The organism is Haemophilus haemolyticus, assembly GCF_003490595.1.
Lineage (GTDB): Bacteria > Pseudomonadota > Gammaproteobacteria > Enterobacterales > Pasteurellaceae > Haemophilus > Haemophilus haemolyticus_L.
Map to the genome: position 1 here is coordinate 250,301 of NZ_QQGY01000001.1, position 26,061 is coordinate 276,361.

At 38.5% G+C, this 26,061-nt stretch carries 25 protein-coding genes and 5 tRNA genes; 18 read left to right on the forward strand and 12 right to left on the reverse strand.

Annotation, left to right across the window (positions count from 1 at the left end):
* Positions 1–3 precede the first annotated feature (3 nt).
* Both DV415_RS01340 and DV415_RS01345 read left to right on the forward strand, forming a co-directional pair.
* Positions 4–486, forward strand: a complete 483-nt coding sequence (locus tag DV415_RS01340) for a YchJ family protein (protein WP_118790541.1) — start codon at positions 4–6, stop codon at positions 484–486.
* Positions 483–1,280: a virulence factor BrkB family protein gene (locus DV415_RS01345; RefSeq protein WP_118790542.1), complete on the forward strand. Its 798-nt coding sequence runs from the start codon at positions 483–485 to the stop codon at positions 1,278–1,280. Before DV415_RS01340 ends, DV415_RS01345 begins: the two co-directional genes overlap by 4 nt.
* 43 nt (positions 1,281–1,323) lie before the next feature.
* On the opposite strand, the gene lpt6 is transcribed toward DV415_RS01345, so the two are convergent.
* From lpt6 to DV415_RS01370, 5 genes are all read right to left on the reverse strand, one after another.
* On the reverse strand, positions 1,324–2,979 hold the full coding sequence (gene lpt6, locus DV415_RS01350; protein ID WP_118790543.1) for a phosphoethanolamine transferase Lpt6: 1,656 nt from the start codon (positions 2,977–2,979) through the stop codon (positions 1,324–1,326).
* Between the two features lie 121 nt (positions 2,980–3,100).
* Positions 3,101–3,176: transfer RNA gene (locus DV415_RS01355), tRNA-Val, on the reverse strand.
* Between the two features lie 52 nt (positions 3,177–3,228).
* Positions 3,229–3,304: transfer RNA gene (locus tag DV415_RS01360), tRNA-Val, on the reverse strand.
* Positions 3,305–3,362: 58 nt separating this feature from the next.
* Positions 3,363–3,438, reverse strand: a tRNA-Val gene (locus DV415_RS01365).
* 43 nt (positions 3,439–3,481) lie between these two features.
* A tRNA-Val gene (locus tag DV415_RS01370) sits at positions 3,482–3,557 on the reverse strand.
* 170 nt (positions 3,558–3,727) lie between these two features.
* On the opposite strand from DV415_RS01370, the gene gltX reads away from it, so the two are divergent.
* The 3 genes from gltX to DV415_RS01385 all read left to right on the forward strand — a co-directional run bounded on the left by gltX (position 3,728) and on the right by DV415_RS01385 (position 7,321).
* Positions 3,728–5,170, forward strand: coding sequence for a glutamate--tRNA ligase (gene gltX / locus DV415_RS01375; RefSeq protein WP_118790544.1), 1,443 nt, complete (start codon positions 3,728–3,730; stop codon positions 5,168–5,170).
* An 80-nt stretch (positions 5,171–5,250) separates the two neighbouring features.
* Positions 5,251–5,326: transfer RNA gene (locus DV415_RS01380), tRNA-Ala, on the forward strand.
* Between the two features lie 468 nt (positions 5,327–5,794).
* Positions 5,795–7,321, forward strand: coding sequence for a catalase (locus tag DV415_RS01385; protein ID WP_118790545.1), 1,527 nt, complete (start codon positions 5,795–5,797; stop codon positions 7,319–7,321).
* A gap of 64 nt (positions 7,322–7,385) precedes the next feature.
* On the opposite strand, the gene pyrH is transcribed toward DV415_RS01385, so the two are convergent.
* Positions 7,386–8,099, reverse strand: coding sequence for a UMP kinase (pyrH, locus tag DV415_RS01390; RefSeq protein ID WP_118790546.1), 714 nt, complete (start codon positions 8,097–8,099; stop codon positions 7,386–7,388).
* Between the two features lie 130 nt (positions 8,100–8,229).
* Here pyrH and DV415_RS01395 point away from each other — a divergent pair, with 130 nt between their 5' ends.
* The 6 genes from DV415_RS01395 to rnhB all read left to right on the forward strand — a co-directional run bounded on the left by DV415_RS01395 (position 8,230) and on the right by rnhB (position 14,663).
* Positions 8,230–9,789, forward strand: coding sequence for a phosphoethanolamine transferase (locus DV415_RS01395; protein ID WP_118790547.1), 1,560 nt, complete (start codon positions 8,230–8,232; stop codon positions 9,787–9,789).
* 127 nt (positions 9,790–9,916) lie between these two features.
* Positions 9,917–10,321, forward strand: a complete 405-nt coding sequence (fabZ, locus tag DV415_RS01400) for a 3-hydroxyacyl-ACP dehydratase FabZ (RefSeq protein WP_044233196.1) — start codon at positions 9,917–9,919, stop codon at positions 10,319–10,321.
* 14 nt (positions 10,322–10,335) lie between these two features.
* Positions 10,336–11,124, forward strand: a complete 789-nt coding sequence (lpxA, locus tag DV415_RS01405; protein WP_118790548.1) for an acyl-ACP--UDP-N-acetylglucosamine O-acyltransferase — start codon at positions 10,336–10,338, stop codon at positions 11,122–11,124.
* 44 nt (positions 11,125–11,168) lie between these two features.
* Positions 11,169–12,776, forward strand: coding sequence for an SIALI-17 repeat-containing surface protein (locus DV415_RS01410; protein WP_118791493.1), 1,608 nt, complete (start codon positions 11,169–11,171; stop codon positions 12,774–12,776).
* 128 nt (positions 12,777–12,904) lie between these two features.
* Positions 12,905–14,077 (forward strand): lipid-A-disaccharide synthase, encoded by a 1,173-nt coding sequence (gene lpxB / locus DV415_RS01415; RefSeq protein ID WP_118790550.1) that lies wholly within the window; start codon positions 12,905–12,907, stop codon positions 14,075–14,077.
* Positions 14,070–14,663, forward strand: a complete 594-nt coding sequence (gene rnhB / locus DV415_RS01420; RefSeq protein WP_118790551.1) for a ribonuclease HII — start codon at positions 14,070–14,072, stop codon at positions 14,661–14,663. The genes lpxB and rnhB overlap by 8 nt, the downstream gene beginning before the upstream one ends.
* Positions 14,664–14,775: 112 nt before the next feature.
* On the opposite strand, the gene DV415_RS01425 is transcribed toward rnhB, so the two are convergent.
* A complete protein-coding gene (locus DV415_RS01425) occupies positions 14,776–15,117 on the reverse strand; it encodes a carboxymuconolactone decarboxylase family protein (protein WP_005627672.1) in 342 nt (113 codons plus the stop codon).
* 111 nt (positions 15,118–15,228) lie between these two features.
* On the opposite strand from DV415_RS01425, the gene DV415_RS01430 reads away from it, so the two are divergent.
* Both DV415_RS01430 and DV415_RS01435 read left to right on the forward strand, forming a co-directional pair.
* Positions 15,229–16,125: a cupin domain-containing protein gene (locus tag DV415_RS01430; protein WP_118790552.1), complete on the forward strand. Its 897-nt coding sequence runs from the start codon at positions 15,229–15,231 to the stop codon at positions 16,123–16,125.
* Between the two features lie 78 nt (positions 16,126–16,203).
* The gene (locus DV415_RS01435) at positions 16,204–18,048 is read left to right on the forward strand and encodes an ABC transporter ATP-binding protein (RefSeq protein ID WP_118790553.1); all 1,845 of its coding nucleotides are present in this window, start codon (positions 16,204–16,206) and stop codon (positions 18,046–18,048) included.
* Positions 18,049–18,136: 88 nt separating this feature from the next.
* Here DV415_RS01435 and rdgB read toward each other — a convergent pair whose 3' ends face one another.
* The gene (gene rdgB, locus DV415_RS01440) at positions 18,137–18,724 is read right to left on the reverse strand and encodes an RdgB/HAM1 family non-canonical purine NTP pyrophosphatase (RefSeq protein ID WP_118790554.1); all 588 of its coding nucleotides are present in this window, start codon (positions 18,722–18,724) and stop codon (positions 18,137–18,139) included.
* Between the two features lie 11 nt (positions 18,725–18,735).
* Complete coding sequence (locus DV415_RS01445) at positions 18,736–19,461, reverse strand: 3-deoxy-D-manno-octulosonic acid kinase (protein WP_118790586.1); 726 nt, start codon at positions 19,459–19,461, stop codon at positions 18,736–18,738.
* A gap of 76 nt (positions 19,462–19,537) precedes the next feature.
* On the opposite strand from DV415_RS01445, the gene DV415_RS01450 reads away from it, so the two are divergent.
* Positions 19,538–20,581: a glycosyltransferase family 9 protein gene (locus tag DV415_RS01450; RefSeq protein WP_118790555.1), complete on the forward strand. Its 1,044-nt coding sequence runs from the start codon at positions 19,538–19,540 to the stop codon at positions 20,579–20,581.
* A gap of 31 nt (positions 20,582–20,612) precedes the next feature.
* Here the strand turns inward: DV415_RS01450 and bamC are convergent, their stop codons facing one another.
* Positions 20,613–21,617 (reverse strand): outer membrane protein assembly factor BamC, encoded by a 1,005-nt coding sequence (gene bamC / locus DV415_RS01455; protein ID WP_118790556.1) that lies wholly within the window; start codon positions 21,615–21,617, stop codon positions 20,613–20,615.
* Positions 21,618–21,715: 98 nt separating this feature from the next.
* Entirely contained in the window at positions 21,716–22,612 is an 897-nt protein-coding gene (dapA, locus tag DV415_RS01460) for a 4-hydroxy-tetrahydrodipicolinate synthase (protein ID WP_005632900.1), read from the reverse strand.
* A gap of 101 nt (positions 22,613–22,713) precedes the next feature.
* On the opposite strand from dapA, the gene bcp reads away from it, so the two are divergent.
* The 4 genes from bcp to DV415_RS01480 all read left to right on the forward strand — a co-directional run bounded on the left by bcp (position 22,714) and on the right by DV415_RS01480 (position 25,031).
* Entirely contained in the window at positions 22,714–23,181 is a 468-nt protein-coding gene (gene bcp / locus DV415_RS01465) for a thioredoxin-dependent thiol peroxidase (RefSeq protein WP_005632902.1), read from the forward strand.
* A 167-nt stretch (positions 23,182–23,348) separates the two neighbouring features.
* Positions 23,349–23,801 (forward strand): TonB-system energizer ExbB, encoded by a 453-nt coding sequence (gene exbB / locus DV415_RS01470; protein WP_005627854.1) that lies wholly within the window; start codon positions 23,349–23,351, stop codon positions 23,799–23,801.
* Between the two features lie 3 nt (positions 23,802–23,804).
* Positions 23,805–24,248 carry a TonB system transport protein ExbD gene (gene exbD / locus DV415_RS01475; RefSeq protein WP_114909533.1) on the forward strand — a complete coding sequence of 148 codons (444 nt, stop codon included), beginning with the start codon at positions 23,805–23,807 and terminating at the stop codon, positions 24,246–24,248.
* A 9-nt stretch (positions 24,249–24,257) separates the two neighbouring features.
* Positions 24,258–25,031 (forward strand): energy transducer TonB, encoded by a 774-nt coding sequence (locus DV415_RS01480; protein ID WP_114909532.1) that lies wholly within the window; start codon positions 24,258–24,260, stop codon positions 25,029–25,031.
* A 56-nt stretch (positions 25,032–25,087) separates the two neighbouring features.
* On the opposite strand, the gene DV415_RS01485 is transcribed toward DV415_RS01480, so the two are convergent.
* Positions 25,088–25,912, reverse strand: coding sequence for a class II glutamine amidotransferase (locus tag DV415_RS01485; protein ID WP_005632906.1), 825 nt, complete (start codon positions 25,910–25,912; stop codon positions 25,088–25,090).
* Between the last annotated feature and the right edge of the window lie 149 nt (positions 25,913–26,061).

A 26,061-nucleotide genomic window follows, 5' to 3' on the forward strand; every position in this document is an offset into this window, starting at 1 on the left:
AATATGTCAGAAATTTCAACCGCACTTTCAGAAGACTGTCCATGCCAATCTGGTCATCAGTACGCAGATTGTTGTGGCAAATTTCATTTGAGACAATCGTTTCCCGAGACGGCAGAACAACTCATGCGTTCACGTTATACCGCTTATGTTTTAAAAAATATACCTTATATTGTTGCAACAACTGTGCCAAGCCAACAAACTTTATTAGAGACTCATCTATTGCAAGAATGGGCTGACAATACTACATGGCTAGGGTTAGAAATCCTAAAAACAGAAAATCTCACAAAAACTCAAAGTGCGGTGGAATTTAAAGCTATTTTTCAAGGCGAAGAGAGAGTACTAGCTCATGAAGAACGGTCAATTTTTGTGAAAATTGAAAACCGTTGGTATTTTGTGGATCCGACCGTATCCTTGCCTACAATGAAACAACCTTGTGTATGTGGTTCTGGTAAAAAATTTAAACATTGCTGTGGGGAATTTTTATGATTTTATTGAAACAATTTAGCCAGCTCTTTTGGAAACGTTTTTCAGAAAATAAACTCAACCAAGCTGCTGGCGCACTAACTTACAGCACGATGCTTGCTATCGTACCAATGGTGATGGTGATTTTTTCTATATTCTCTGCATTTCCTGTATTCAATGAAGTGACAGGAGAACTGAAAGAAATGATTTTCACCAATTTTGCGCCATCGGCAAGTGATATGGTGGGCGAATATATCGATCAATTCGTATCAAACTCAAAGAAAATGAGTGCGGTGGGAATTGTGAGTTTAATTGCCGTTGCCTTGATGCTAATTAATAACATCGACCGAACCCTCAACAGCATTTGGCATGATACAAGTGTTCGCCCTATTTTTACCTCTTTCGCGATTTACTGGATGATTCTGACTTTTGGACCTCTCGTTATAGGTACAAGTATAGGGATTAGCTCTTATATAAAAGTGATGTTTGAACAATCAGAAACACTTTCACTCGGCGTGAAATTGCTAAGTTTACTCCCGTTCTTTTTCACATGGTTTATTTTCACATTGATTTATACCATCGTGCCAAATAAGAAAGTGGATATCAGATATTCCGCTTGTGGTGCGCTTATTGCCGCGATCTTCTTTACACTCGGTAAACAAGCCTTTACTTGGTACATTACCACATTCCCTTCTTATCAACTAATCTATGGCGCAATGGCAACATTACCGATTATGCTATTGTGGATTCAGATTAGCTGGCTAGTTGTGTTGGTCGGGGCTCAATTATCTGAAGTATTAGGTGAGTTAAAAGAATAAAAATGGAAAGACCGATTTATCAACATCGGTCTTTTTTATTTAGCTATTTTGCAATTTTTAAGGTTTGATAGAGGTAATGACGATAGTCATTCACAAATGCAGGATTAGAAGAATCTTCCAATTTTCCGTTACTTAGTTTACACATTGCCATATTCGCTTTCATAAATTCATCTTCTGCTGATAATCCAGCTACATTCATCAAGACACTTCCGGCAAAAGCAAGATCTAAAAAATGTTGTTCTTGCTTAAATTGGCTCGCACAATTACTTCTTACAACGAATTGCGTCACATAATCGGGCTGTGCATAATCTCCTTTCTTCGGAGGGATAACATTATCAAATGCTACTTGGTGATCACCGAAATACCCTAGAACAAAAGGCTTTTTACGTTCATGTAAATAGTTATTCATTCCTTCAATCGCATCATTCAAGGCGACAATACGTTGAGTATAATCATTCAATGCAGAAATACTTTTAGCCCCTAAATTAGGCATTTGAAGATTAAATGTATTTTCCATGCCCAATTCATATGGACCATGTTCTCGCATAGTCAATACATAAACAAACATTGGCTGATCTACATTTTCTAACACCGGATGCTGCTTTTCCAAAATCATTCGGGTGTACGTCATCATTTCTTCACTACTAATATCCCAAAGATTTTTACTGATAGGCGCAGGATAACCAAGATCTTGCGGCTGTAACATCAAATCAAAACCGAAATGATCATAAGCGGATTTCGCATTGTAGTTACCTTTTGTAAAAGGCGACAAAGCAACACAAAAATATCCTTGGGCTTTTAGATTTTTCACTAAGCCTGATTGCAAGTGCGGTACAACAGAATAAAAAACGCCACTTGCTAACGCGCCAAAATCGGTCGAAGGCACACCGGCTAAAAAAGCAAATTCTGATTTCCACGTTGCGCCAGCAAAAGTATGTACACGCAACGGCGAAGCAAATACTGTATCACTTTGAGGCTCAAACATAGAAAGTGGTGGAATAGATTGCTGACTAAAAGCAAATTGATGAGGGTTTAGCGTGGATTCCATTAATGTTACAACAATATCGGGTTTTGTTTCAGATACCTTGTTTGTATCAGATGAAAGTGCGGTCATTTTTTCAATAAAATTTTGGCTATTGCCATCAAAATTTGGCACTTTGAAAAAAATACCGCGGCAAGACATTGGTAAATTCAAAAATACATCACGCCCGTCATCAGGCAAAGAATCTAACCAAACTTGCACCGCACTTGGCTTTTTAGAATAATGCCACATCAAGCTAAAGCTAACGATAAACAATAACGCCCCAATACTATTACCTAATATCCCTAAAGACTCGACATCATTAAAACCAAAAATCGCATAACCTAATAACGCAATTAGCCCAATAACGCCAAACAATGCACCTTTATAATGAATTAAGGTTTCCCAATTTCGCCAATCCACCACAAGAAAGAAATCTGAAATTAACAAAGGCTGTTTGTAATAATGAATTTTTAAACGGTGAAATAACATCAGCACAACAAAAAGCACAGATGAAAAATTTAAAGCACGTTGCCATTGGCCGGAAACCATAAGCATGCCACCAAATAAAAAAGTAAAAAGCGTAATAGCAAAGAAATAAGTCCAACGATAATGGGAGTTTACGATAAAAATTACTGCCGCAATCGTGAATAAAGCTAAGAAAATATAAGCGATCATGAATTTTCCCTATGATGCATAACAGACTAAAATGAGACGTGAGAATATCTGCGCACTTTATCATGTAAACGTAATAGATTGAACGGGAAAAGAAAATTATTTGGATAATTTGGAAATAAAGTGGTGGGCGATACCGGTCTCGAACCAGTGACCCCCTCCTTGTAAGGGAGGTGCTCTCCCAACTGAGCTAATCGCCCGATAATATTAAGGCAAAACCCTAAATTTTCGGTTTATTTAAACACTTTTAAGTGGTGGGCGATACCGGTCTCGAACCAGTGACCCCCTCCTTGTAAGGGAGGTGCTCTCCCAACTGAGCTAATCGCCCACTAGAAAGCGTTTAAATATAAAGGGAAAGTTTGAGCGGAAAGGACACTTTAGAAAAGTGGTGGGCGATACCGGTCTCGAACCAGTGACCCCCTCCTTGTAAGGGAGGTGCTCTCCCAACTGAGCTAATCGCCCGCTAGGTCAAACTTAGTAACATTAAGAACACTTTTTAGAGAAGTGGTGGGCGATACCGGTCTCGAACCAGTGACCCCCTCCTTGTAAGGGAGGTGCTCTCCCAACTGAGCTAATCGCCCTTAATGTTGTGGGTTGGCATTATAGGGAGAATGCATTTTCAGTCAATACCTTTTTATTAAATTTTGTTTAATTGTCGTAAAAATAAGCATAAAATCCGCTTTTTTATTTAGAAGTAAAACAAGTCGTAGTAGAATAACGACTAATATTTTATTGAAGATAGGTTATAAAAATGAAACTAGATGCCCCTTTTAATTTAGATCCAAATGTAAAAGTGCGTACTCGTTTTGCTCCTAGTCCTACGGGTTATTTGCATGTAGGTGGCGCACGTACCGCACTTTATTCTTGGTTATACGCAAAACATAATAACGGCGAATTTGTATTACGAATTGAAGACACTGATTTAGAGCGTTCAACACCTGAAGCAACAGCTGTAATTATTGAAGGTATGGAATGGTTAAATCTTCCGTGGGAACATGGCCCTTATTATCAAACTAAACGCTTTGATCGTTATAACCAAGTGATCGATGAAATGATTGAACAAGGCTTAGCATATCGTTGTTATTGTACTAAAGAACGCTTAGAAGAACTTCGTCATACTCAAGAACAAAATAAAGAAAAACCACGTTATGACCGTCACTGCTTACACGATCACAACCATTCACCTGATGAACCCCACGTTGTACGTTTTAAAAATCCAACTGAAGGCTCAGTAGTATTTGATGATGCCGTACGTGGCCGTATTGAAATCAGCAACAGTGAGCTTGATGATCTTATTATTCGTCGCACTGACGGTTCACCAACTTATAACTTCTGCGTAGTCGTGGATGACTGGGACATGGGCATCACTCATGTGGTACGTGGCGAAGATCATATCAACAACACGCCACGTCAAATTAACATTTTAAAAGCCATTGGAGCCCCAATTCCAACCTATGCGCACGTTTCCATGATTAATGGAGATGATGGCCAAAAACTCTCTAAACGACATGGTGCAGTGAGCGTAATGCAATATCGTGATGATGGTTACTTACCGGAAGCTTTAATCAACTATCTTGTGCGTTTAGGCTGGGGACATGGCGACCAAGAAATTTTCAGTCGCGAAGAAATGATCAATTATTTTGAATTAGATCACGTTAGCAAATCAGCTAGCGCATTCAATACTGAAAAATTACAATGGTTGAATCAACATTATATCCGTGAATTACCGCCAGAATATGTGGCTAAACATCTTGAATGGCATTACAGAGATCAAGGCATTGATACAACCAATGGTCCTGCATTAACTGAAATAGTCTCCATGCTTGCGGAACGTTGCAAAACCTTAAAAGAAATGGCAAGTTCAAGTCGCTACTTCTTTGAAGAGTTTGAAACCTTTGATGAAGCCGCAGCGAAAAAACATTTCAAAGGCAATGCTGCTGAAGCGCTTGCAAAAGTGAAAGAAAAATTAACCGCACTTTCTAGCTGGGATTTACATTCTACTCACGAAGCGATTGAGCAAACGGCTGCTGAACTAGAAGTGGGCATGGGTAAAGTTGGCATGCCATTACGTGTCGCTGTGACAGGTTCTGGTCAATCTCCATCAATGGATGTTACCCTAGTCGGTATCGGTAGAGATCGCGTACTTGCGCGTATTCAGCGTGCTATTGATTTTATTCATGCACAAAACGCTTAATATTTAATCGGATAACAAACGCATAATAAAATCGTATTGACAGCCACATAGTCAAATTTTATCATGTTGCTGTCTTTTATGGGGATATAGCTCAGTTGGGAGAGCGCTTGAATGGCATTCAAGAGGTCGTCGGTTCGATCCCGATTATCTCCACCAAATTCTAATTCTATATAGTATGATATAGTCCGATAAAGCCTTGATATATAATGTATCAAGGCTTTTTTGTTGTTCTAATAAGTCCGATAGAAACTGACCAAATCCACAAATTTTAGTAACACTAATAGTAACACCATGGTATGATAGACTCATATAGTGTTACTAAATCACTTATAACTCAATGATTTATAAAATAAATTTCTAATATTTTAGTGTTACTTCATTTTGGAGGTATCTAATGGCAAGAAGAACAACCCACCAGTTTATAAGAAAGCCTTGGAATTTTAAATTTTAAGGCTTTTTTGTTGCATTATAAAACCAATAAAAATACATCTAATCTCAAAACTCCGTCACCTTGCATAGTTTTTTTTGATTGATTTGATAGATTTCAATCGTTAAAACCTTTTTGTATGATGTTCACGAAATTTATTTCAACCCTACTTATTTCATACATACAAGGAGTTAATAATGAGTTCTCAATGCCCTTTTTCGCATTTATCGTCTACTAACCTAACTATGGGAAATGGCGCCCCTGTTGCGGACAATCAAAACAGTCTAACTGCAGGTCCGCGCGGTCCATTACTTTCACAAGATTTATGGCTTAACGAAAAATTAGCTGATTTCGTACGCGAAGTTATTCCAGAGCGTCGTATGCACGCGAAAGGTTCTGGTGCATTTGGTACCTTTACTGTCACACACGATATTACTAAATATACTCGCGCAAAAATTTTCAGTGAAGTGGGCAAAAAAACAGAAATGTTCGCACGCTTTACCACTGTTGCAGGTGAACGTGGTGCGGCTGATGCAGAGCGTGATATTCGTGGTTTTGCATTAAAATTCTATACTGAAGAAGGTAACTGGGACTTAGTGGGTAACAACACCCCAGTATTCTTCTTACGTGATCCACGTAAATTCCCAGATTTAAACAAAGCGGTAAAACGTGATCCACGTACTAATATGCGTTCAGCAACGAACAACTGGGATTTCTGGACATTATTACCAGAAGCATTACACCAAGTAACCGTTGTAATGAGTGATCGTGGTATTCCTGCAAGCTATCGTCATATGCATGGTTATGGTTCGCATACTTACAGTTTCTGGAATGAAGCTGGCGAACGTTTCTGGGTAAAATTCCATTTCCATACTCAACAAGGTATTAAAAATTTAACTGATGCAGAAGCAGCTGAAGTGATCGCAAATGATCGTGAAAGCCATCAACGCGATTTATATGAAGCAATCGAACGTGGCGACTTCCCGAAATGGACGCTATTCGTACAAATTATGCCTGAAGCAGATGCGGAAAAAGTGCCTTATCATCCATTCGACTTAACCAAAGTGTGGCCGAAAAAAGATTATCCATTGATTGAAGTGGGTGAATTTGAACTTAACCGTAACCCAGAAAACTTCTTTGCTGATGTAGAACAATCTGCATTTGCACCAAGTAATTTAGTTCCAGGTATCGGCGCAAGCCCAGATAAAATGTTACAAGCTCGTTTATTCAACTATGCGGATGCACAACGTTACCGTTTAGGTGTGAACTACCGTCAAATTCCAGTAAACCGTCCACATTGCCCTGTTCATAGCAACCAACGTGATGGCCAAGGCCGTGTAGATGGCAACTACGGAAGCTTACCACACTATGAACCAAACAGCTTCAGCCAATGGCAACAACAACCAGACTTTGCTGAACCACCACTTCGTATTAACGGAGATGCAGCACACTGGGATTTCCGTAATGATGATAATGATTACTTCAGCCAACCGCGTGCATTATTTAACTTAATGAATCCAGAGCAAAAACAAGCATTGTTCAACAATACTGCGGCTGCAATGGGCGATGCACCTGATTTCATTAAATATCGTCATATCCGTAACTGTCACTGGTGTGATCCTGCATATGGTGAAGGCGTTGCAAAAGCATTGGGCTTAACAGTTGAAGATGCATTAAAAGCACGTGAAACTGACCCAGCATTAGGTCAAGGCGGATTGTTATAATCTCTAGGCTAGAGCCAAACAAAAACGGTAGGAATTTTCCTACCGTTTTACGTTTCAACATTCACTAACAAATAGTGGTGCCTTCTTCAGTACCAGTCACTACTTGAAGTAATGCACCAGGTTTACCCATATTGAACACTCTGATCGGCATGCCATGATCGCGAGCTAAAGTAAATGCAGCTAAGTCCATCACTTGTAATTCTTTATCGATCACTTCTGCATAACTTAAATTTTTATAAAGTTTTGCATCTGGATTTTTCGCAGGATCACAATTATATACGCCATCAACTTTAGTCGCTTTCAACACAACATCAGCTTCAATTTCAATACCACGCAAACAAGCGGCAGAATCAGTGGTAAAGAATGGACTTCCTGTTCCTGCGGAGAAAATGACTACGCGTTTTTCGCGTAACATTTTGATTGCCTCAGACCAGTTATAAGTATCGCAAATACCATTTAATTGGAAAGCGGACATTAATTTTGCATTCACATCAGCACGGAATAAAGAATCACGCATTGCCAAACCATTCATCACCGTAGCAAGCATTCCCATATGGTCGCCCACCACGCGATTCATCCCCGCTTTTGCTAGTTTTGCGCCACGGAATAAGTTGCCACCACCAAGAACGACACCGACTTCCACGCCCATTTCCACTAATTCTTTAATTTCAACAGCCATACGATCGAGAATAGCAGGATCGATACCAAAACCATCTTCTCCTTGTAATGCTTCACCGCTTAATTTCAATAAAATACGTTTATAAATTGGTTGGCTCATTGTTTTTTCCCTCTGGCTTAAAAAATTGGCTTATTCTATAAAATAACCGCTCAAGAGTGAAGAAGTTAAATATGGAAATTCTGAGTGAAAGGTGGATAATAGAGACATTTTCTTTTCAGGGAAGACAATTATGAACACGAAAAAAACAAGCCAAATTTTGCCCGCACTTTTTGCAGTGATTTGTGCCGCATTAGCTGGTTATTTTATTTTAATCGGTTCTGGAATGTTTACAGAACCAAATGTGGCTCTTATTCTGCTTGCAACAATAACTATTCTCTTATTAAGCAGCAGTAAAAAATCCTTCTATTTTATTTTGCTACCGCTTGCATTACTACATGCTTTTTATACGCCTACGGGGCTAAATTTTGGCCCTCCAAGCTACCAATATATCGCCTCGCTTTTCGCGACAGATATGCTGGAAACAAAGGAATTTCTATTGCAAATCCCAGTGAGTAGTTACTTAATTGCTTTCGCCATTCCTATTTTGATTTTTCTTCAGTACAAAAGTGCGGTGAAATTTGGCATAAAATTTTATCGTAATAAAACATTTATTGCCTTAGCAACACTGCTCTTTGCTTACAACATGCCACTTGCTGAACCGATTAAAGAAACGGTAAGTTCCACATTAAAAATTGTAGATGAAGTGCAAAAACTCAAACAAATGTCCCAATCTGATAACTGGGGAAAATCAACATTAGAAAATTCACGCTATGATGATTATGTGATTGTTCTTGGTGAAAGTGCGCGGAAAGATTATCACCATGCCTACGGCTATCCGATTGAAAACACGCCATTTATGTCTAGCGCTAAAGGCACGCTGATTGATGGTTTTCGTTCAGCGGGAACAAATACTGTTGCCTCACTTCGACTTATGTTAACCCTCCCTAACAAAGAAAAATGGGAACCCAATTACAGTTTGAGTTTAGTCGATCTCATCAAATCTGCAGGCGTGAAAACTTATTGGCTTTCTAATCAAGGTATGCTCGGTGAATTCGATACGCCGGTTTCATCCCTTGCCTCAAAATCTGATGAAACCTTTTTCTTGAAAAAAGGCGGGAGCTTTAATTCTACTAACTTTAGTGATTTTGATTTATTACCAAAATTCGCCCAAGTACTAGAAGATCCTATTCAAGGAAAACGTTTTATTATGTTGCATATTTATGGCTCACATCCAATGGCTTGCGACCGTGTCGAAGATTATCCAAAAATCTTTAACGATAAAGATCTTAATCCGAGATATGGTTACTTAAATTGCTATGTGTCGTCTATTAAGAAAACTGATGAATTTTTAAAACGTGTATATGATCAGCTTGCAGAAAACGCGAATAAAAATCACCGCACTTTCTCAATGATTTATTTCTCAGATCACGGTTTGTGCCACCAACAGGATGAAAAAAACAATATACTTTTGTTCAATCAAAACTGTTTCAGTCGAGAACATCATAATATTCCGTTATTCAAAATTTCGTCGGATGATACCGAACGCAAAGAATATAAGGTGTTTAAATCTGGGTTGAACTTCTTAGAAGGAATCGCAAATTGGATGGGAATTAAAAATCCTCAATTAACGCAAACAGAAGATTTATTTTCTAACGAATCGGATAAAAATGACTTTGGATTGCAAAAACGAATTGATGAAAAATATCGTAAAGATGACGATCCTGCCATTGATATTCGTCCTAAACACTAGGCTATATTGAGTGCGTTTTATTTTTAGCCGTAAATATCGTATAATCCGAGAGATTTTATTTGTTTATTTTTTGTAAGGTGTCAACGTGTCAGAACAACAACCAAGAGTGATCGAATCAAAAGAAATTATGACTTTATTACCACATCGCTATCCATTTTTATTAGTGGATCGCGTATTGGATTTTAAAGAAGGCGAATGGTTAAAAGCGATTAAAAATATTAGCGTCAATGAGCCTTGTTTCACAGGTCACTTCCCTGGCGAACCAATTTTACCGGGCGTTTTAATTTTAGAAGCTTTGGCACAGGCAATGGGCATTTTAGCCTTTAAAACTCACGAATTAAAAGGCGGTGAATTATTCTATTTCGCAGGTATTGATGAAGCGCGCTTTAAACGCCCAGTGTTACCTGGAGATCAAATGGAATTAAACGTTCAAGTGATTAAAGAACGCCGTGGCATCACTGCATTTACTGGCGTAGCAACCGTAAATGGTGAAATTGCTTGTGAAGCAAAACTAATGTGCGCTCGTCGTTAATTAAGGGGGTAAATATGATCCACCCAAATGCAAAAATCCATCCAACGGCCTTAGTTGAAGAAGGCGCAGTTATTGGTGAAGGTGTTGTTATCGGACCTTTCTGTATTGTTGAAGGCACTGTTGAAATTAAGGCTCGCACTGTATTGAAATCTCACGTTGTCGTACGTGGCGATACGGTTATTGGCGAAGATAACGAAATCTATCAATTCGCCAGCATTGGTGAAGTAAACCAAGATTTAAAATATAACGGCGAAGCAACCAAAACGATTATTGGTAATAGCAACCGAATCCGTGAACACGTGACAATCCATCGTGGCACTATCCAAGGCGGTGGCGTAACCGCTATTGGCAATAACAATTTATTAATGGTGAATGTTCACGTTGCACATGATTGCCAAATTAAAAACAACTGTATTTTGGCAAACAATGCAACACTTGCAGGTCACGTAGAATTAGATGATTTCGTGATTGTTGGTGGCATGTCAGCAATTCACCAATTTGTAATCGTTGGTGCACACGTCATGTTAGGCGGCGGTTCTATGGTAAGCCAAGATGTACCTCCTTACGTTATGGCTCAAGGCAACCACGCCCGTCCATTTGGCGTAAACTTAGAAGGTTTAAAACGTCGTGGTTTTGATAAACCAACCATGCATGCAATCCGTAACGTTTATAAAATGATCTATCGTAGTGGTAAAACGCTCGAAGAAGTGTTACCAGAAATTGAGCAAATCGCGGAAACCGATTCAGCGATCAGTTTCTTTGTTGAATTTTTCAAACGTTCAACTCGCGGTATTATTCGTTAATAATATTTTTCATTCACTATTCATAATAATTATAAGAAAAATTTATGTTATTAAATCTCAACAGTAAGTTTAAATTTTTTCTTACTACAACCTTTTTATTTTCTTCTCCTGATACATTAGCACTACATCTATCAGTTTCGATTGATGATAAAGAATCTCCCATTTATGAATCATTAATAATTAAAGATGTTATTTCTATTGGTGCCGTTCCTTTCAGAGTAATGAGAACAGAGCTTCCCCCAGAGTTTAATGGTGCCGTTAATGGTATTCCAGAAGTCGCAGCCGAATCTCCAGAGTTTACTGGAGGGGTAAATGATATGGATCCACCAATTCATGAAATACCAGAATATACAGGTTGTATTACTAATTGTAGTGATGTGCATCGTGCAGAGGTAAGTACACCTTATAAGATTTACGACAAAATTGACCACGGCACTGTTTACGCTGATGCTGATAAAGTGAAAGTATCTGCTGAAGAGAAAGTATCTGCTGAAGAGAAAGTATCTGTTGAAGTTGATAAAGTGAAAGTAGCTGTTGATAAAGAAGCTGATGCCCCTAAAATTCTATATGAGAAAGGCTCACCTGAGATACATTCAAAAAGTGAATTTACAGGTCCAGTTAATGGTATTCCTGAAGAAGCCGAATATCCAGAGTTTAATGGTGGGGTTAATGGAGATAAGGATGGTGAAGCTGATTTTCAAGATAGACTACCAGTAGTTACATATGTTTCAATTACAGCTGTGCCATCTAATGCGCCAATAATGGATAAACCTGAATATGTTGAGCCTCGCCAATCACTATCGAAACTAAAATTAGAAGAAAACAATAGTATATTATTGAAGCATCAATTTAATAAATTACGTTCCTTACAAACCTATTGTATAGCTAATAAAAATGAGTTTTGTTATGGCATTCGACATCATTATATGGCTAAAAATGATATACATGATAATTTACTTGGTTTGCGTTTAGGGTACGGTATAACAAATAGGTTAACTTTAGGGGGAAACATAGAGCGTTCATTAGGAAATAATCTATCAAACAACTATCGTACACTTCATAATAATGTTGGAATAGGGGCTTTTGTACATTACAAATTACCATCTAATTTATATATTGCAGCGAGTATTGGAAAAGATAGTAATTCTTATCGAAAGACATCCCCTGTTTTAACAACAGCGTTACCAGATGTAAAGGGAGTTTCATGGAATTTAACATTGGGTCAGGACTTAACACTATCAAATAAAAACTCTTTAGGTTGGTATTTATCTTACCGAAATACACAGATTAAACAAAATGGATATGATGCACCTACTTCTCAGTTTTTAATGAAATACAATAATATAAAATGGACAGATCATTCACTTGCATCAGGTATAAAATGGAATTATTCAATAACTACTAAATTAACATTGCTAAATAATATAGAAATTGAACATCAAATTAAAAGCAATGTGACTGGAGCTGTACAAATAGGAAACCTCAAACATGACTATCATCTTAATATTCACAAAACCCAGTGGAGTATTAGCTCAGGATTGAATTACTATTTTTCTCCAAAATTTAGTGTATCCCTTACACCTTATATAAAAAATGGACTGATTAGTAGTAAACAATGGGGAACCTATCTGTCATTAGAAGGTAAATTCTAGAATGGTAGTTCTAGGATGTTTTATATCATGTTAAATTAAAAATCACATTAGGGCGTACTTATACAAACGCCCTTTGTAATTTTATTGTTTTAATTTTATTGTTTTAATTTTATTCAAGGATAACGTTTATGAATAGGATAAGCCCAACCATTGCTCTTGTTGCAGGAGAAGTATCTGGTGATATTCTCGGTGCTGGTTTAATTCGTCAGCTCAAAGCTCATTATCCTAACGCTCGCTTTATTGGCATTGCAGGCCCAAGAATGTTAGCTGAAGGCTGTGAGACGCTTGTCGATATGGAAGAGCTTTCAGTCATGGGCTTGGCTGAAATTTTGAAACATCTTCCTCGTCTATTGAAAATTCGCAAAAATGTCATTCAAACCATATTGCAAGAAAAACCTGATGTTTACATCGGCATTGATGCGCCTGATTTTAATTTGGATGTAGAACTCAAGCTCAAAGCAAACGGAATTAAAACTATTCATTACGTGAGCCCCTCTGTATGGGCATGGCGTCAAAATCGCATTCACAAAATTGCCAAAGCGACTCATCAAGTTCTTGCCTTTTTGCCTTTTGAGAAAGCCTTTTACGATAAATTTAAGGTCCCTTGCCGTTTTATTGGACACACAATGGCAGATGCTATTCCGCTCAAACCAAATCGTGCCGAAGCCTGCCAAATGCTACAGCTTGATCCTACACAACGCTATTTAGCTATCTTAGTTGGAAGTCGTGGATCAGAAGTGGAATTTCTGGCTGAGCCTTTCTTGAAAACAGCTTTATTGTTAAAAGAACAATTCCCTGATTTACAATTCCTAGTTCCTTTGGTGAACGAGAAACGACGAATTCAATTTGAAGCCATTAAAGCTAAAATTGCGCCAAATCTAGACCTGCATTTAATTGATGGCAATGCACGACAAGCAATGATCGCAGCTGATGCAACGCTTCTTGCTTCAGGAACAGCTGCGCTTGAAGCAATGCTTTGTAAATCCCCTATGGTGGTTGGCTATCGAATGAAACCACTGACCTATTTCTTAGCAAAACGTTTAGTGAAAACTGATTATATTTCTTTACCAAACTTGCTTGCGAATGAAATGCTCGTTCCTGAAATGATTCAAGAAGAATGCACGCCAGAATTGCTCGCTGAAAAACTATCTGCTTATCTTTCTGATGATGAAAGTGCGGTAAAAAATCGCCATGTTTTAATTCAGCACTTCACGGATTTACACCAAAAAATTCAATGCAATGCGGATAAGCAAGCAGCTCAAGCGGTTATTGATTTATTAGAGGGAACAGAAAATGTTTGAATATCCACAAGGCTATGAATTGATCGCTGGCGTTGATGAAGTTGGGCGAGGCCCTCTAGTTGGGGCTGTTGTAACGGCAGCCGTCATTTTAGATCCGAATAACCCAATTGAAGGCCTCGCTGATTCTAAAAAACTTTCTGAGAAAAAACGTTTAGCCCTTGCTGAAGAAATCAAAGAAAAAGCCCTTGCTTGGGCATTAGGTCGAGCTGAAGCTAACGAAATTGACGAGATAAATATCCTGCAAGCCTCCTTGCTGGCAATGACTCGAGCAGTAAAATCTTTAAAAATTCAACCGCACTTTGTGTTGGTTGATGGCAATAAGATCCCAAAAGATTTAGATATTCCAGCGCAAGCCGTCGTAAAAGGCGATAGCCTTGTGGCGGAAATCAGTGCAGCCTCTATTTTGGCGAAAGTGGCACGAGACCAAGAAATGGAAGAATTAGACAAGCAATATCCAGAATATGCTTTTGCCCAGCATAAAGGCTATCCAACCAAATTACATTTGGAAAAATTAGCTAAACTTGGCGCATTACCGCAACATCGTCGTAGCTTTGCCCCAGTGAAAAAAGCGCTAGAAAATTGTTAGAATTTTAATCGTAAAATGCTTTTATTAGGCAGTGAAATATTGATAAAACAAAGGGAGTATTAAAAATACTCCCTTTCCTTTAATCAACTTAACTCTATGGAATAACGGGTAATTAACCTTTCTGTACGTTATATGCTTCCAATGCACGTAAAGAATAAGTATAAGCAGCGCCTGCATTTAATGCGATAGACATTGCTAATGCTGCAGCTACTTCAGCTTCGCTTGCGCCAGCTTTTACCGCTTCTTCTGCGTGTACGCTAATGCAGCTTTCACAACGAGTTGTTACAGCAACCGCTAATGCGATAAGTTCACGAGTTTTAGCGTCAAGCACATTGCCTTCTGCCGCTGCAGCGCCTAATGCTTGGTAAGCTTGTAACATTTTTGGATATTGTTTACCTAACGCACCAAATGATTTTTTAACGTGTGATGTTTCTTCTTTCCAATCTGCAAACATAATGTTCTCCTAAATATATTGAATTAATAACGAACTGGTGTGGCAAATTATAGGCAGATTGGATTATGATACTTGCTTATTTATCTCAATTTTTATCGCTAATATCTCATTATGGATTATTTAGATAAACTCTCCCATTTAGCACAAGTGCGTGGGGAAATTAATATTCGCTGTGAATTTCAAGGTGAATGGCAAGTTGCCCACCAAGAAAAAGATGCAGGAAAAGGCGTATTCCATCTTATTGAACAAGGCGAATGCTGGCTTACACTCGGACAAAAGCAATTTCATTTAAAGGAAGGTGATATCTTTTTCCTTCCCCAAAATCAACCGCACTTTATGCATCATTCGTCTGATAAAACAAAGGACGTGTCATTGAAAAAAAGCTGGCAAGGTGCATTTGAATTATATCAAGTAGGGCAAGGCACGCCTGATTTAAAAATGTTCTGCGGGGCGTTTTATTATCAGCAAGATGCACTCCTCACCGCGTCTATGCCTGAATACTTGCATCTCAATTTATGCGATACACCGATTCATCCTTTGGTTCAACTTTTTCTACAAGAAGCACAAAAAAACGATGCAGGCACGAAATCAGTCGTCGATGCACTTTCGAATGTGCTTTTAATTTATATTTTACGCCATGCGATTCAAGAGAACTTAATCACAGGCGGTGTGCTACTCGCGTTGCAAGATAAGCGATTAAATGCGGTGCTAGGTGCGATATTACAACATCCTCAAGAAGATTGGCGAATTGAACAGTTAGCCGATCTTTCTGCAATGTCTCGTGCAAACTTTATTCGTGTTTTTCAACAACAACTTGGTATGTCGCCAGGGCGTTTTATTACTCAAGTGCGGTTACAATCGGCAGCGTTTTTATTAAAGCAATCCCAACAATCCGTACTTGCTATTGCTTTAGAAGTTGGGTATCAATCGGAGGCGCATTTTAGTAAAGCCTTCAAGAATTACTACCAACTTTCGCCAAGCCAATACAGAAAATCTGCCAGCCTATAAATTGGAGAATTTTTGCGCTATAATCACCAAGTTTTTTGAAAGGCAACATCTGTTGCCTTTTCTTTTTAAGGAAAAGATATGTTTAACAAAATTTTTTCGTGGTTTGAAAACCGTTTAAATCCTTATCCAGAAGGTAATCCAACAACACCTAAAAAAGGCTTATTGCGTTTTATTTGGTCTAGCATGGAAGGAATGAAAGGCTGGATTCTCTTACTGACAGTGCTAACCGTTGGTACTGGTGTAATGGAAGCCGTATTATTCCAATTTATGGGAATGCTTGTAGATTGGTTAGGGACATTTACGCCTGAGGCATTATGGCAAGAAAAAGGCCATTTATTAATTGGCATGGCTGCACTATTACTTGTTAGCATCGTGTGGGGATTTTTGGCCTCTACCGTACGTTTACAGACCTTACAAGGCGTATTTCCAATGCGATTACGTTGGAATTTTCATCGTTTAATGCTTGGACAAAGTTTGAGTTTTTATCAAGATGAATTTGCCGGCAGAGTGTCTGCCAAAGTCATGCAAACCGCACTGGCTGTTCGTGATACAGTGCTCACACTTGCGGATATGTTTATATATGTCATCGTATATTTTATTACATCAGGCTTAGTTCTCGCAGCATTAGATTCTTGGTTCTTACTGCCATTTATTGCTTGGATTACGATTTTTATTTTTATCCTACGAACCCTAATTCCTAAATTATCAAAAACGGCCCAACGACAAGCGGACGCTCGTTCTTTAATGACAGGACGCATTACAGATGCTTATTCCAATATTGCCACAGTAAAATTATTCTCTCATGGTTCACGTGAAGCCGCTTATGCCAAACGTTCTATGGAAGATTTTATGGTCACAGTGCACGCCCAAATGCGCTTAGCCACATCGCTGGACACGCTCACCTATGCAGCTAATATTTTACTTACACTAAGCACCGCCGTACTCGGCATTATTTTATGGAAAAATGGTCAAGTTGGCGTGGGTGCAATAGCAACGGCAACGGCAATGGCATTACGTGTAAATGGGCTGTCTCGTTGGATTATGTGGGAATCTGCCCGTTTGTTTGAGAATATCGGAACCGTAAACGACGGAATGAATACTTTAACCAAACCTCACACTATTGTGGATAAACCTCAAGCATCGCCGTTACAAGTGACACAAGGGGAAATTAAGTTTAACGATATTACCTTTGCTTATGATCCGACAAAACCATTGCTCAATCATTTCAATCTCATCATCAAACCAGGTGAAAAAGTTGGACTGATCGGTCGTTCTGGCGCAGGAAAATCTACGATTGTGAACTTATTGCTTCGCTTCTATGAAGCACAACAAGGCGCGATTACCATTGATGGGCAAGATGTACTAGATGTGCAACAAGAAAGCCTACGCCGCCAAATCGGTTTAGTGACTCAAGACACTTCTCTGCTACATCGCTCGGTGCGTGACAATATTATTTATGGACGCCCTAATGCCACAGATGAAGAAATGGTTTTAGCTGCTGAACGAGCAGAAGCCGCTGATTTCATTCCATTCCTCACTGATGCTCAAGGCAGAAAAGGCTACGATGCCCATGTGGGTGAAAGAGGTGTAAAACTTTCAGGTGGTCAGCGTCAACGCATTGCTATTGCTCGTGTCATGTTAAAAGATGCACCAATTCTATTGTTAGATGAAGCCACAAGCGCATTGGATTCGGAAGTGGAAGTGGCGATACAAGAAAGTCTCGATAAGATGATGGAAAATAAAACAGTGATTGCCATTGCCCATCGTTTATCCACCATCGCAGCGATGGATCGCCTGATTGTGCTTGATAAAGGACAAATTGTTGAACAAGGTACCCATGCTGAATTACTGGAGCGTAATGGTCTGTACGCTAAACTTTGGAATCATCAAAGTGGCGGATTTTTAAGTGAACATGCTGAATAATGTTACTTTCCGCTATAGATAAAATCCATATAAAAAGGCACACATATAAAAATATGCGTGCCTTTTATCATCATACTTTCAACTAAGCTTATAACTTACTTTTTAATACTTTCAATGCTCTTGCTCGATGAGAAATTTTTTTCTTCTCAGCTGTTTCTAATTCAGCAAATGTGCAACCTTGTTCTGGGCTAAAGAATAAACTGTCATAACCAAAACCATTTTCACCTTTTTCTTCAAAACCAATCGTACCATTACACTCGCCTTCGGCAATAATTGGGGATGGATCTGTTGGATGCTGTAAAAACACGATACAACTCACAAATTTGGCTTGGCGTTTATCTTGTGCAACATGAGCAAGCTCTGCCAATAATTTCTCACGGTTTTTAGCATCATTGCCCTCTTCACCAGCATAACGTGCAGAATATAGACCAGGTGCGCCATTAAGTGCGGAAACCACCAAGCCTGAATCATCCGCAATAGCAGGTAAACCTGATTTCTCTGATGCATAGCGCGCTTTTAATAACGCATTCTCAACAAAAGTTAAGCCTGTTTCTTCTGGGCTTTCAATGCCTAAATCTGTTTGCGCAATCACTTCAAAACCAAAATCAGATAGGACATCAGCCATTTCTTTCACTTTGCCTTTATTGCCTGTAGCAAGTACGATTTTTTGTTTCATAATCAGTCCTTTTATTGATGATAAGCTGTTGTTAAATCAGCCCAGTTTTGCTCAGTAAATTGAATATTCATTCGTCCAACTTCTTTTTCGAAGGAACGTTTTAAACGGTTCAGATTTTGCACTTTCCAAAAATCTCCAGATTTTTCACCGCACTTATCAAAGTCAATCAACCAACATTTTTGCCCTTGTTCAGTTTGTTGAAGCAAAATATTGTGTGCATTCAAGTCTGTATGGCAAATCTGTAAATCATGTAGTTTTCGAATCAAACGACCAATTTGCATCCAAGTTTCTCTTGGCAATGTTTGTGTTTGTAAACGGGCGGTTAAATCCTGCGCATTTTCGATTTTTTCCGTCAAAATATCCGCTTGATAGCAAATACCTAACTTGCCTTTTTGAATACGTGCGGCAATCGGTTTAGGCACAGGTAAACCCGCTTCATACAAACGTTGCAACAAATGAAACTCAGAAAAACTACGGGCAGTTTCAAGATCAGAAAAACGATAACGATCTCTGTTCAGTTTACCCCAAAGCCCACCGCGATAATAATGACGCAACGCACAATTTACGCCAAACCAATCTTCCGTTTGCAAGAAATAAGTGGCGCCTCGACCTTTTGCACTTCCTATCACTCGCTCTTGTTTTTGCCAAAATTCTGCTTGGAAAAACTCGGTTGCTTGCTCAAAAGTGCGGTCAAAATTAAAGATAAAATATTGGTTATCTTGTTGGAATTGGTGCATGGAAATATTGTTATGAATAGAAAATGCACTCATTCTACTTTAAAATAGGCGCAAGTTAAATGAGAAAGGAATGTCAATGCCACTTTTTACCGAAGCTCCAAAATCCCTTTGTATTCTCCGATTGTCAGCTGTAGGCGATGTCTGTCATGCCTTAGCTGTAATTCAGCACATTCAGGCATGTTATCCCCAAACAGAAATTACGTGGATTGTAGGTAAAACCGAAATGGGTTTGCTTTCGGGCATTCCTAATATCACACTCATTCCTTACGATAAAAAGGCGGGATGGAAAGGCGTTTTATCACTCTGGAAACAACTAAAAAATAAACATTTTGATGCGCTATTAAATATGCAAACAGCATTTCGTGCATCAATCCTTTCTTTAGGGATTAAAGCAAAATTCAAAATTGGATTTGGAGAAAAACGTTCTCGCGAAGGACAATGGCTATTTGTAAATCGTCGTATCACCGATCCCTCATCGCCTCATGTATTAGATGGATTTATGGCTTTCGCTGAATATATTGGCGTACCGAAAGCAGAACCGAAATGGGAATTAGCTATCTCACAAGATGATTATAAATTTGCCGATCAATTTATTGATTTCTCTCGTAAAAATTTATTAATTTCCCCTTGTTCTAGTAAAGCAGAAAAAGATTGGCTAATCGAACGTTATGCAGAGGTTGCCAATATTGCCCATCAGAATAATGTCAATGTAATTTTCTGCAGTTCGCCAGCCAAACGTGAATTAGAAATAGTCGAAAAAATTACCGCACTTTGCCATTTCACGCCAACCAATATTGCAGGAAAAACAAACCTAAAACAGCTTACCGCTTTAATTTCTAAGGTTGATTTGGTGCTTTCGCCAGATTCTGGCCCTGCCCATATTGCGACAACACAAGGAACACCTGTTATTGGCTTATATGCCTATCACAATCCTTTGCGGACTGCACCTTATAATAATTTAGATAACGTGGTATCAGTATATGAAGAAAATGCCCAAAAAGAATTTGGCAAACCGTCTTCTGAACTACCTTGGGCAACCAAACTAAAAGGGAAAAATTTGATGGCAGAGATTCAAGTCGAACCCATCATTGAACAAATGAAAAAATTGGGATTATTCTAAAGAAAAAGCTCAGCTAATGCTGAGCTTTTATTTATCTTGCAATCAAGTTACTAATTGCTTGGTAAATTCTCTCGGCTGAATCGCCAGACAATGCCTTGCCTTTTTCATCCGAAATGACAACGGAGCTTTGTCTACCATGATCAGATATTTGCATTTGGTAAGTACCGTTTTCAAGTTCTGGAAGCTCAGTTCCCATGCGCAACCAATCTTCTTTTTTTAATGCTGAATATTTTAATTCACGATAACCTTTACCTGCAGTTTCAGATTTGATCGCAAAACCCACTTTAGGTAAAGCTCCACCTAATTTTTCCCATGCTTGACCAAAATTAACATTCATCGCTAATGCAGTTTGACCATTCAAATCCTGAATAATTTGCGAAGCTACCGCTCCCACAGAAGCACTAGATAAATCTTGTTGCTGTTTGTTGTAAGCAGAAGTTAATGCAGACACAATGCGGTTTAAGCGTTCAGACGTATAACGTTGCTTATCGGATACACTTGGAGTGAAAATCACGCCATCACGACGCATTTGTAAAACAGATACTGCTAGTGCACTCGCATCTTGAGCCATAACTTGTTCTACTTGATATTTAATCTCAGTGCCCGATTTATCACCAATTCTTCCTGTTGGCGACCAGTCCGTCGTTAAAATCGCACCATTCGTCGTTGATGAAATACCGTCTTCTTTTAATAAGCGTTCAACTTGTTGGAGGTTATACACACTTGCTTGCTGTTCTGGATACACGATTAATGCTCGTTCACCATCGAATTGTGTTAATGAATTTTCAATAATCGCTAACGGTGTTGATGGAGGACGAATATCAATATTTTCTCCCTTTTTCACAGCAATATTAGGCAACGCATAAGTATCGTCTGCTTTTGGTAGCATTACGCCCCCGCTCGCCAACGGTGAAAATCCAGGGATAGAAGCCTCTGATTTTTGGAAAGAATCATTAGCAGTCTTTAATGCTTCAGGATCAGACGAACAGCCAGCCAATACGATAACCGCTGCTAAACTCAACATTATTTTTTTCATATTTGAACCTTAACTAAATTGAAAACTTTATGAATCTTGACCGCACTTCGACAGCCTATAATGCAAAAAGTTTAGGGGTAATGACTTACCCCTGATTTTTATAATAATCCTGCGATTTTTAGTGCTTCTTCCACTTTTGGTTGAACCTCTTCGCTTAACACCGTCAATGGTAAGCGTAGATGTGCTGACTTAATTAAACCTAAACGATAAGCCGCCCATTTCACAGGAATTGGGTTTGATTCAATAAAGAGATCATGGTGTAAACGCATTAAGCGAGCATTAATTTCTTCGGCTTTAGCAAAATCTCCCGTAAGAGCATAGCGACACATATCAGCCATATCTTTTGGTGCTAAGTTATTCGTTACAGAAATCACGCCTTCTGCACCGAGTTTCATCGCATCCAAACTCGTTGCATCATCACCACTTAAAACGATGAAATCCTTGCCTGCGAGTTCTTTAATTTTGGTGACACGACTAATATCTCCAGTTGCTTCTTTAATACCAACAATGTTGTTGATTTTTGCTAAACGAGCAACAGTTTCTGGCTTCATATCGCTACCGGTACGACCTGGTACGTTATAAAGAATTTGCGGTAAATCTGTACATTCAGCAATGGCTTTAAAATGCTGGAAGATTCCTTCTTGGGTTGGTTTGTTGTAGTAAGGTACAACAGATAGACAACCTGCAACGCCGCTATCGCGTAATAATTTTGTCATTGTAATTGCTTCGCTTGTCGCATTTGCACCTGCACCAGCAATCACAGGAATACGCCCCTTGGCAAATTCAACCGTCTTCTCAATAACCTTTACATTTTCTTCAATACTTAATGTTGCTGATTCACCTGTTGTTCCCACAGAAACAAGCGCATTAGAGCCTGCCTGAACGTGATATTCCACCAATTTTTCTAAACAAGCGAAATCTACTTCGCCGTAATTATTCATTGGCGTAACAAGTGCAACAATACTACCTGAAAATAAATGATTTTGTGCTGACATAGAACCTCCGTTGGTTTTTTAATTTTATTATTTGGTATAGCTCGTTATAGTCGCTAAAATGACTTGAATTTGCAAATATTTTTTCATCAAAGGAGCTTTTTATGAATCCATTATCCGTTGGTAGCCAAGCACCAATTTTTACGTTATTAAATCAGCAAGAACAACCCGTTTCTTTAAATGATTTTCGCGGTAAAAAAGTGTTAGTCTATTTTTACCCGAAGGCACTCACGCCTGGCTGTACAACACAAGCATGCGGATTGCGTGATAGTAAATCAGAATTAGATGAATTAGGTTTAGTTGTACTTGGCATTAGCCCCGATACACCGAAAAAATTAGCTCAATTTATTGAGAAAAAAGCCCTTAATTTCACACTACTTTCCGATCCTGATCACAAAATTGCAGAACAATTTGGTGTATGGGGGGAGAAAAAATTCATGGGTAAAACTTACGATGGTATTCACCGAATTAGTTTTTTAATTGATGAAAACGGAAAAATTATTCACGTATTTGATAAATTCAAAACAACAGAACATCATCAAATTATCGTTGATTATCTTCGATCCCTATAACCCATCAAAAATTACCGCACTTTTCTATATAAAGTGCGGTAAAAATTCATTATTTTTTCAGTTCAATATTTACGCGTTATTCCGCCTTTGCTAGAATTTATCCTTGATTGAAATTCATTCTCAATTATATTCCCAAGATATTTCTCAAATAATAAGGACAGAAAAAAATGATGCAGCTTTTTGATTTTTTACAACAGTACAGTGACTACTTTATCATCGGTTTATTATTACTGATGAGCATTATTATGCTAGCCATGGTAATTGAACGTTATCTTTTCTTAAGAAAGGTAAACGTCGCACATTACTCTACCATTCACGCATTAGATATCGATTTAAATCGCAATATGACCGTAATCTCCACCATTGGCGCAAATGCACCATATGTTGGTTTGCTTGGTACAGTTATCGGGATTTTATTAACGTTCTATCAAATCGGTCATGGCGGTGGCGAAATTGACACTGGCGTGATTATGATGCACTTATCTTTAGCATTAAAAGCGACAGCATTGGGTATTCTTGTGGCTATTCCATCGATGGTGTTTTATAACGGTTTAGGTCGTAAAGTTGAAGTTAATCGTTTGAAATGGAAAGTGTTAAACGAACAAAAAGATAAGGAATAGTCCGTGAAAAAATTCGATGAAATCAACATTATCCCTTTCATTGATATTATGTTGGTGTTACTTGCTGTAGTACTTATCACTGCGTCTTTTATCTCTCAAGGTAAAATTCAAGTTAACGTACCTAAAGCCAGTACAGCCGTTGCATTTAAAGCTGATGAGCTTGCTAAATTATTGACTGTGACAGCGGATAAACAACTCTATTTCAATGATAGACCTATTACGCAAGAAGCCCTAGAAGCAGAAATTGCCCAATGGAACAAAGATCAAAAAGTCACATTAAAAATTGATGCTGAAGCCTCTTTCCAAGATTTTGTTACCATTACAGATATGCTCTCTAAAAATGAGATCAAAAATGTAGCTATTGTTTCTATGAAAGATAAGGGTAAAAGTGCGGGTAAAAATCCTCAAGAATCTGCACCCACTCAATCTGTGCCAACGACGCCTTAAGGAATAATTATGCAGCAAACAAAACGTTCGCTATTAGGTTTGCTTATTTCTTTGATCGTGCACAGCATTGTTGTAGGGTTAATCTTATGGAGTTGGAATAAGCCAAGTGATAGCGCCAATAGCGCACCAGGCGAAATATCCACAAGTATTTCCATGGAAATGGTGCAAGGCATGGTGATGGAAGAACCTGCTCCTGAGCCAGAAAATGTACAAAAAGAGCCAGAACCAGAAAAACAAGAGGTTGTGGAAGATCCAACAGTGAAACCTGAACCACAAAAAATCAAAGAACCAGAAAAAGAAAAGCCAAAACCAAAAGAAAAACCTAAAGAAAAGCCAAAGGATAAACCGAAAAAAGACGTTAAACCACAAGAAAAACCAATCAATAAAGATCTACCAAAAGGTGATAAAAATATTGATTCAAGTGCAAACGTGAATGCTAAAGCGACCACAACTGGCGCCACCAATAGCAATGCACAAGTAGCGGGTAGTGGAACAGACACGAGCGAAATGGCAGCCTATCGCTCCGCAATTCGTCGTGAAATTGAACGTCATAAACGTTATCCTACTCGCGCAAAAATGATGCGTAAGCAAGGTAAAGTCAGCGTATCCTTCAATGTAGGCCCTGATGGCTCACTAAGTGGTGCTCGCGTTACTCAATCATCAGGTGATGAAAGCCTAGATAATGCAGCATTAGAAGCAGTTAACAGCGCAAGACCGGTCGGTGCAAGACCTTCAGGATTCCCTTCAGGGTTAAATGTGCCAATTAGTTTTACGCTTCAATAAAAAAGTGCGGTTAATTCTCTTTGAGTTTAACCGCACTTTTCTTTGGCTAGATTTAATTACGCTACTCGATTACCTAAGGTACCATCATCAATCGATTCTTTCGGAGTACCTACCACTTCAGCAATTTTGTCCCCGTTCTTAAAAAATACAAATCCACCATTTTCCATTTTTGTCCAATTTTCATCTTTGGTTAATGGAAAGGTCGTAATGATATTCACTTTATCGCCTTCCTTTGCATAATCACTAAAATCAATGACACCATCATCATCAATTCTGTGTGCTTTACCAAAAGGAGCTTGTCGCATGACATAATGTAAATTCGTTGAGCAATGAGCTATCATCCATTCGCCATTAGAAAGAATAAAATTAAATGTGCCGTGTTGAGCAAGCTCTTTTGTTACTTTTTGAATAGCCTCAAAAATTTCCATTTCACTCGGTTTTTTACGAAAAGTATTTTTGAGATATTCCGCCATATAACAAAAAGCAGCTTCAGAATCTGTAGAACCTATTGGCTGCAAAAAATGTTCTGTCATATCTGGTAGGTTTTTCAAATTACCATTATGCGCAAAAACCCAGTTTTGCCCCCAAATTTCACGAATAAACGGATGAGTATTTTCAATATTCACTTCACCCTGAGTCGCCTTACGAATATGTGCAATAACATTCAAAGACTTGATTTTATATTGCTTCACACAATCAGCGATAGGGGAAAGGCTAGCAGCTTGATTGTCGCGAAAAATACGTACTCCACGCCCTTCAAAAAAAGCGATTCCAAAGCCATCTGAATGACAATCAGTTAAACCAGCACGACGACGAAAACCTTCAAAAGAAAAGACAATATCCGTTGGCGTATTACAATTCATTCCGAGTAATTGACACATAATTTAAATAAGATATAACCTCACAATATGTGAGTGATTTAACACCATTACGAAAGGAATATCAAGAGAGATTCTATGGATTTTTCATGTCATGTAGATATTAGATCTCTCCGAAATAATTCTTTTAGTTAACACAGTATTTTCCAGAA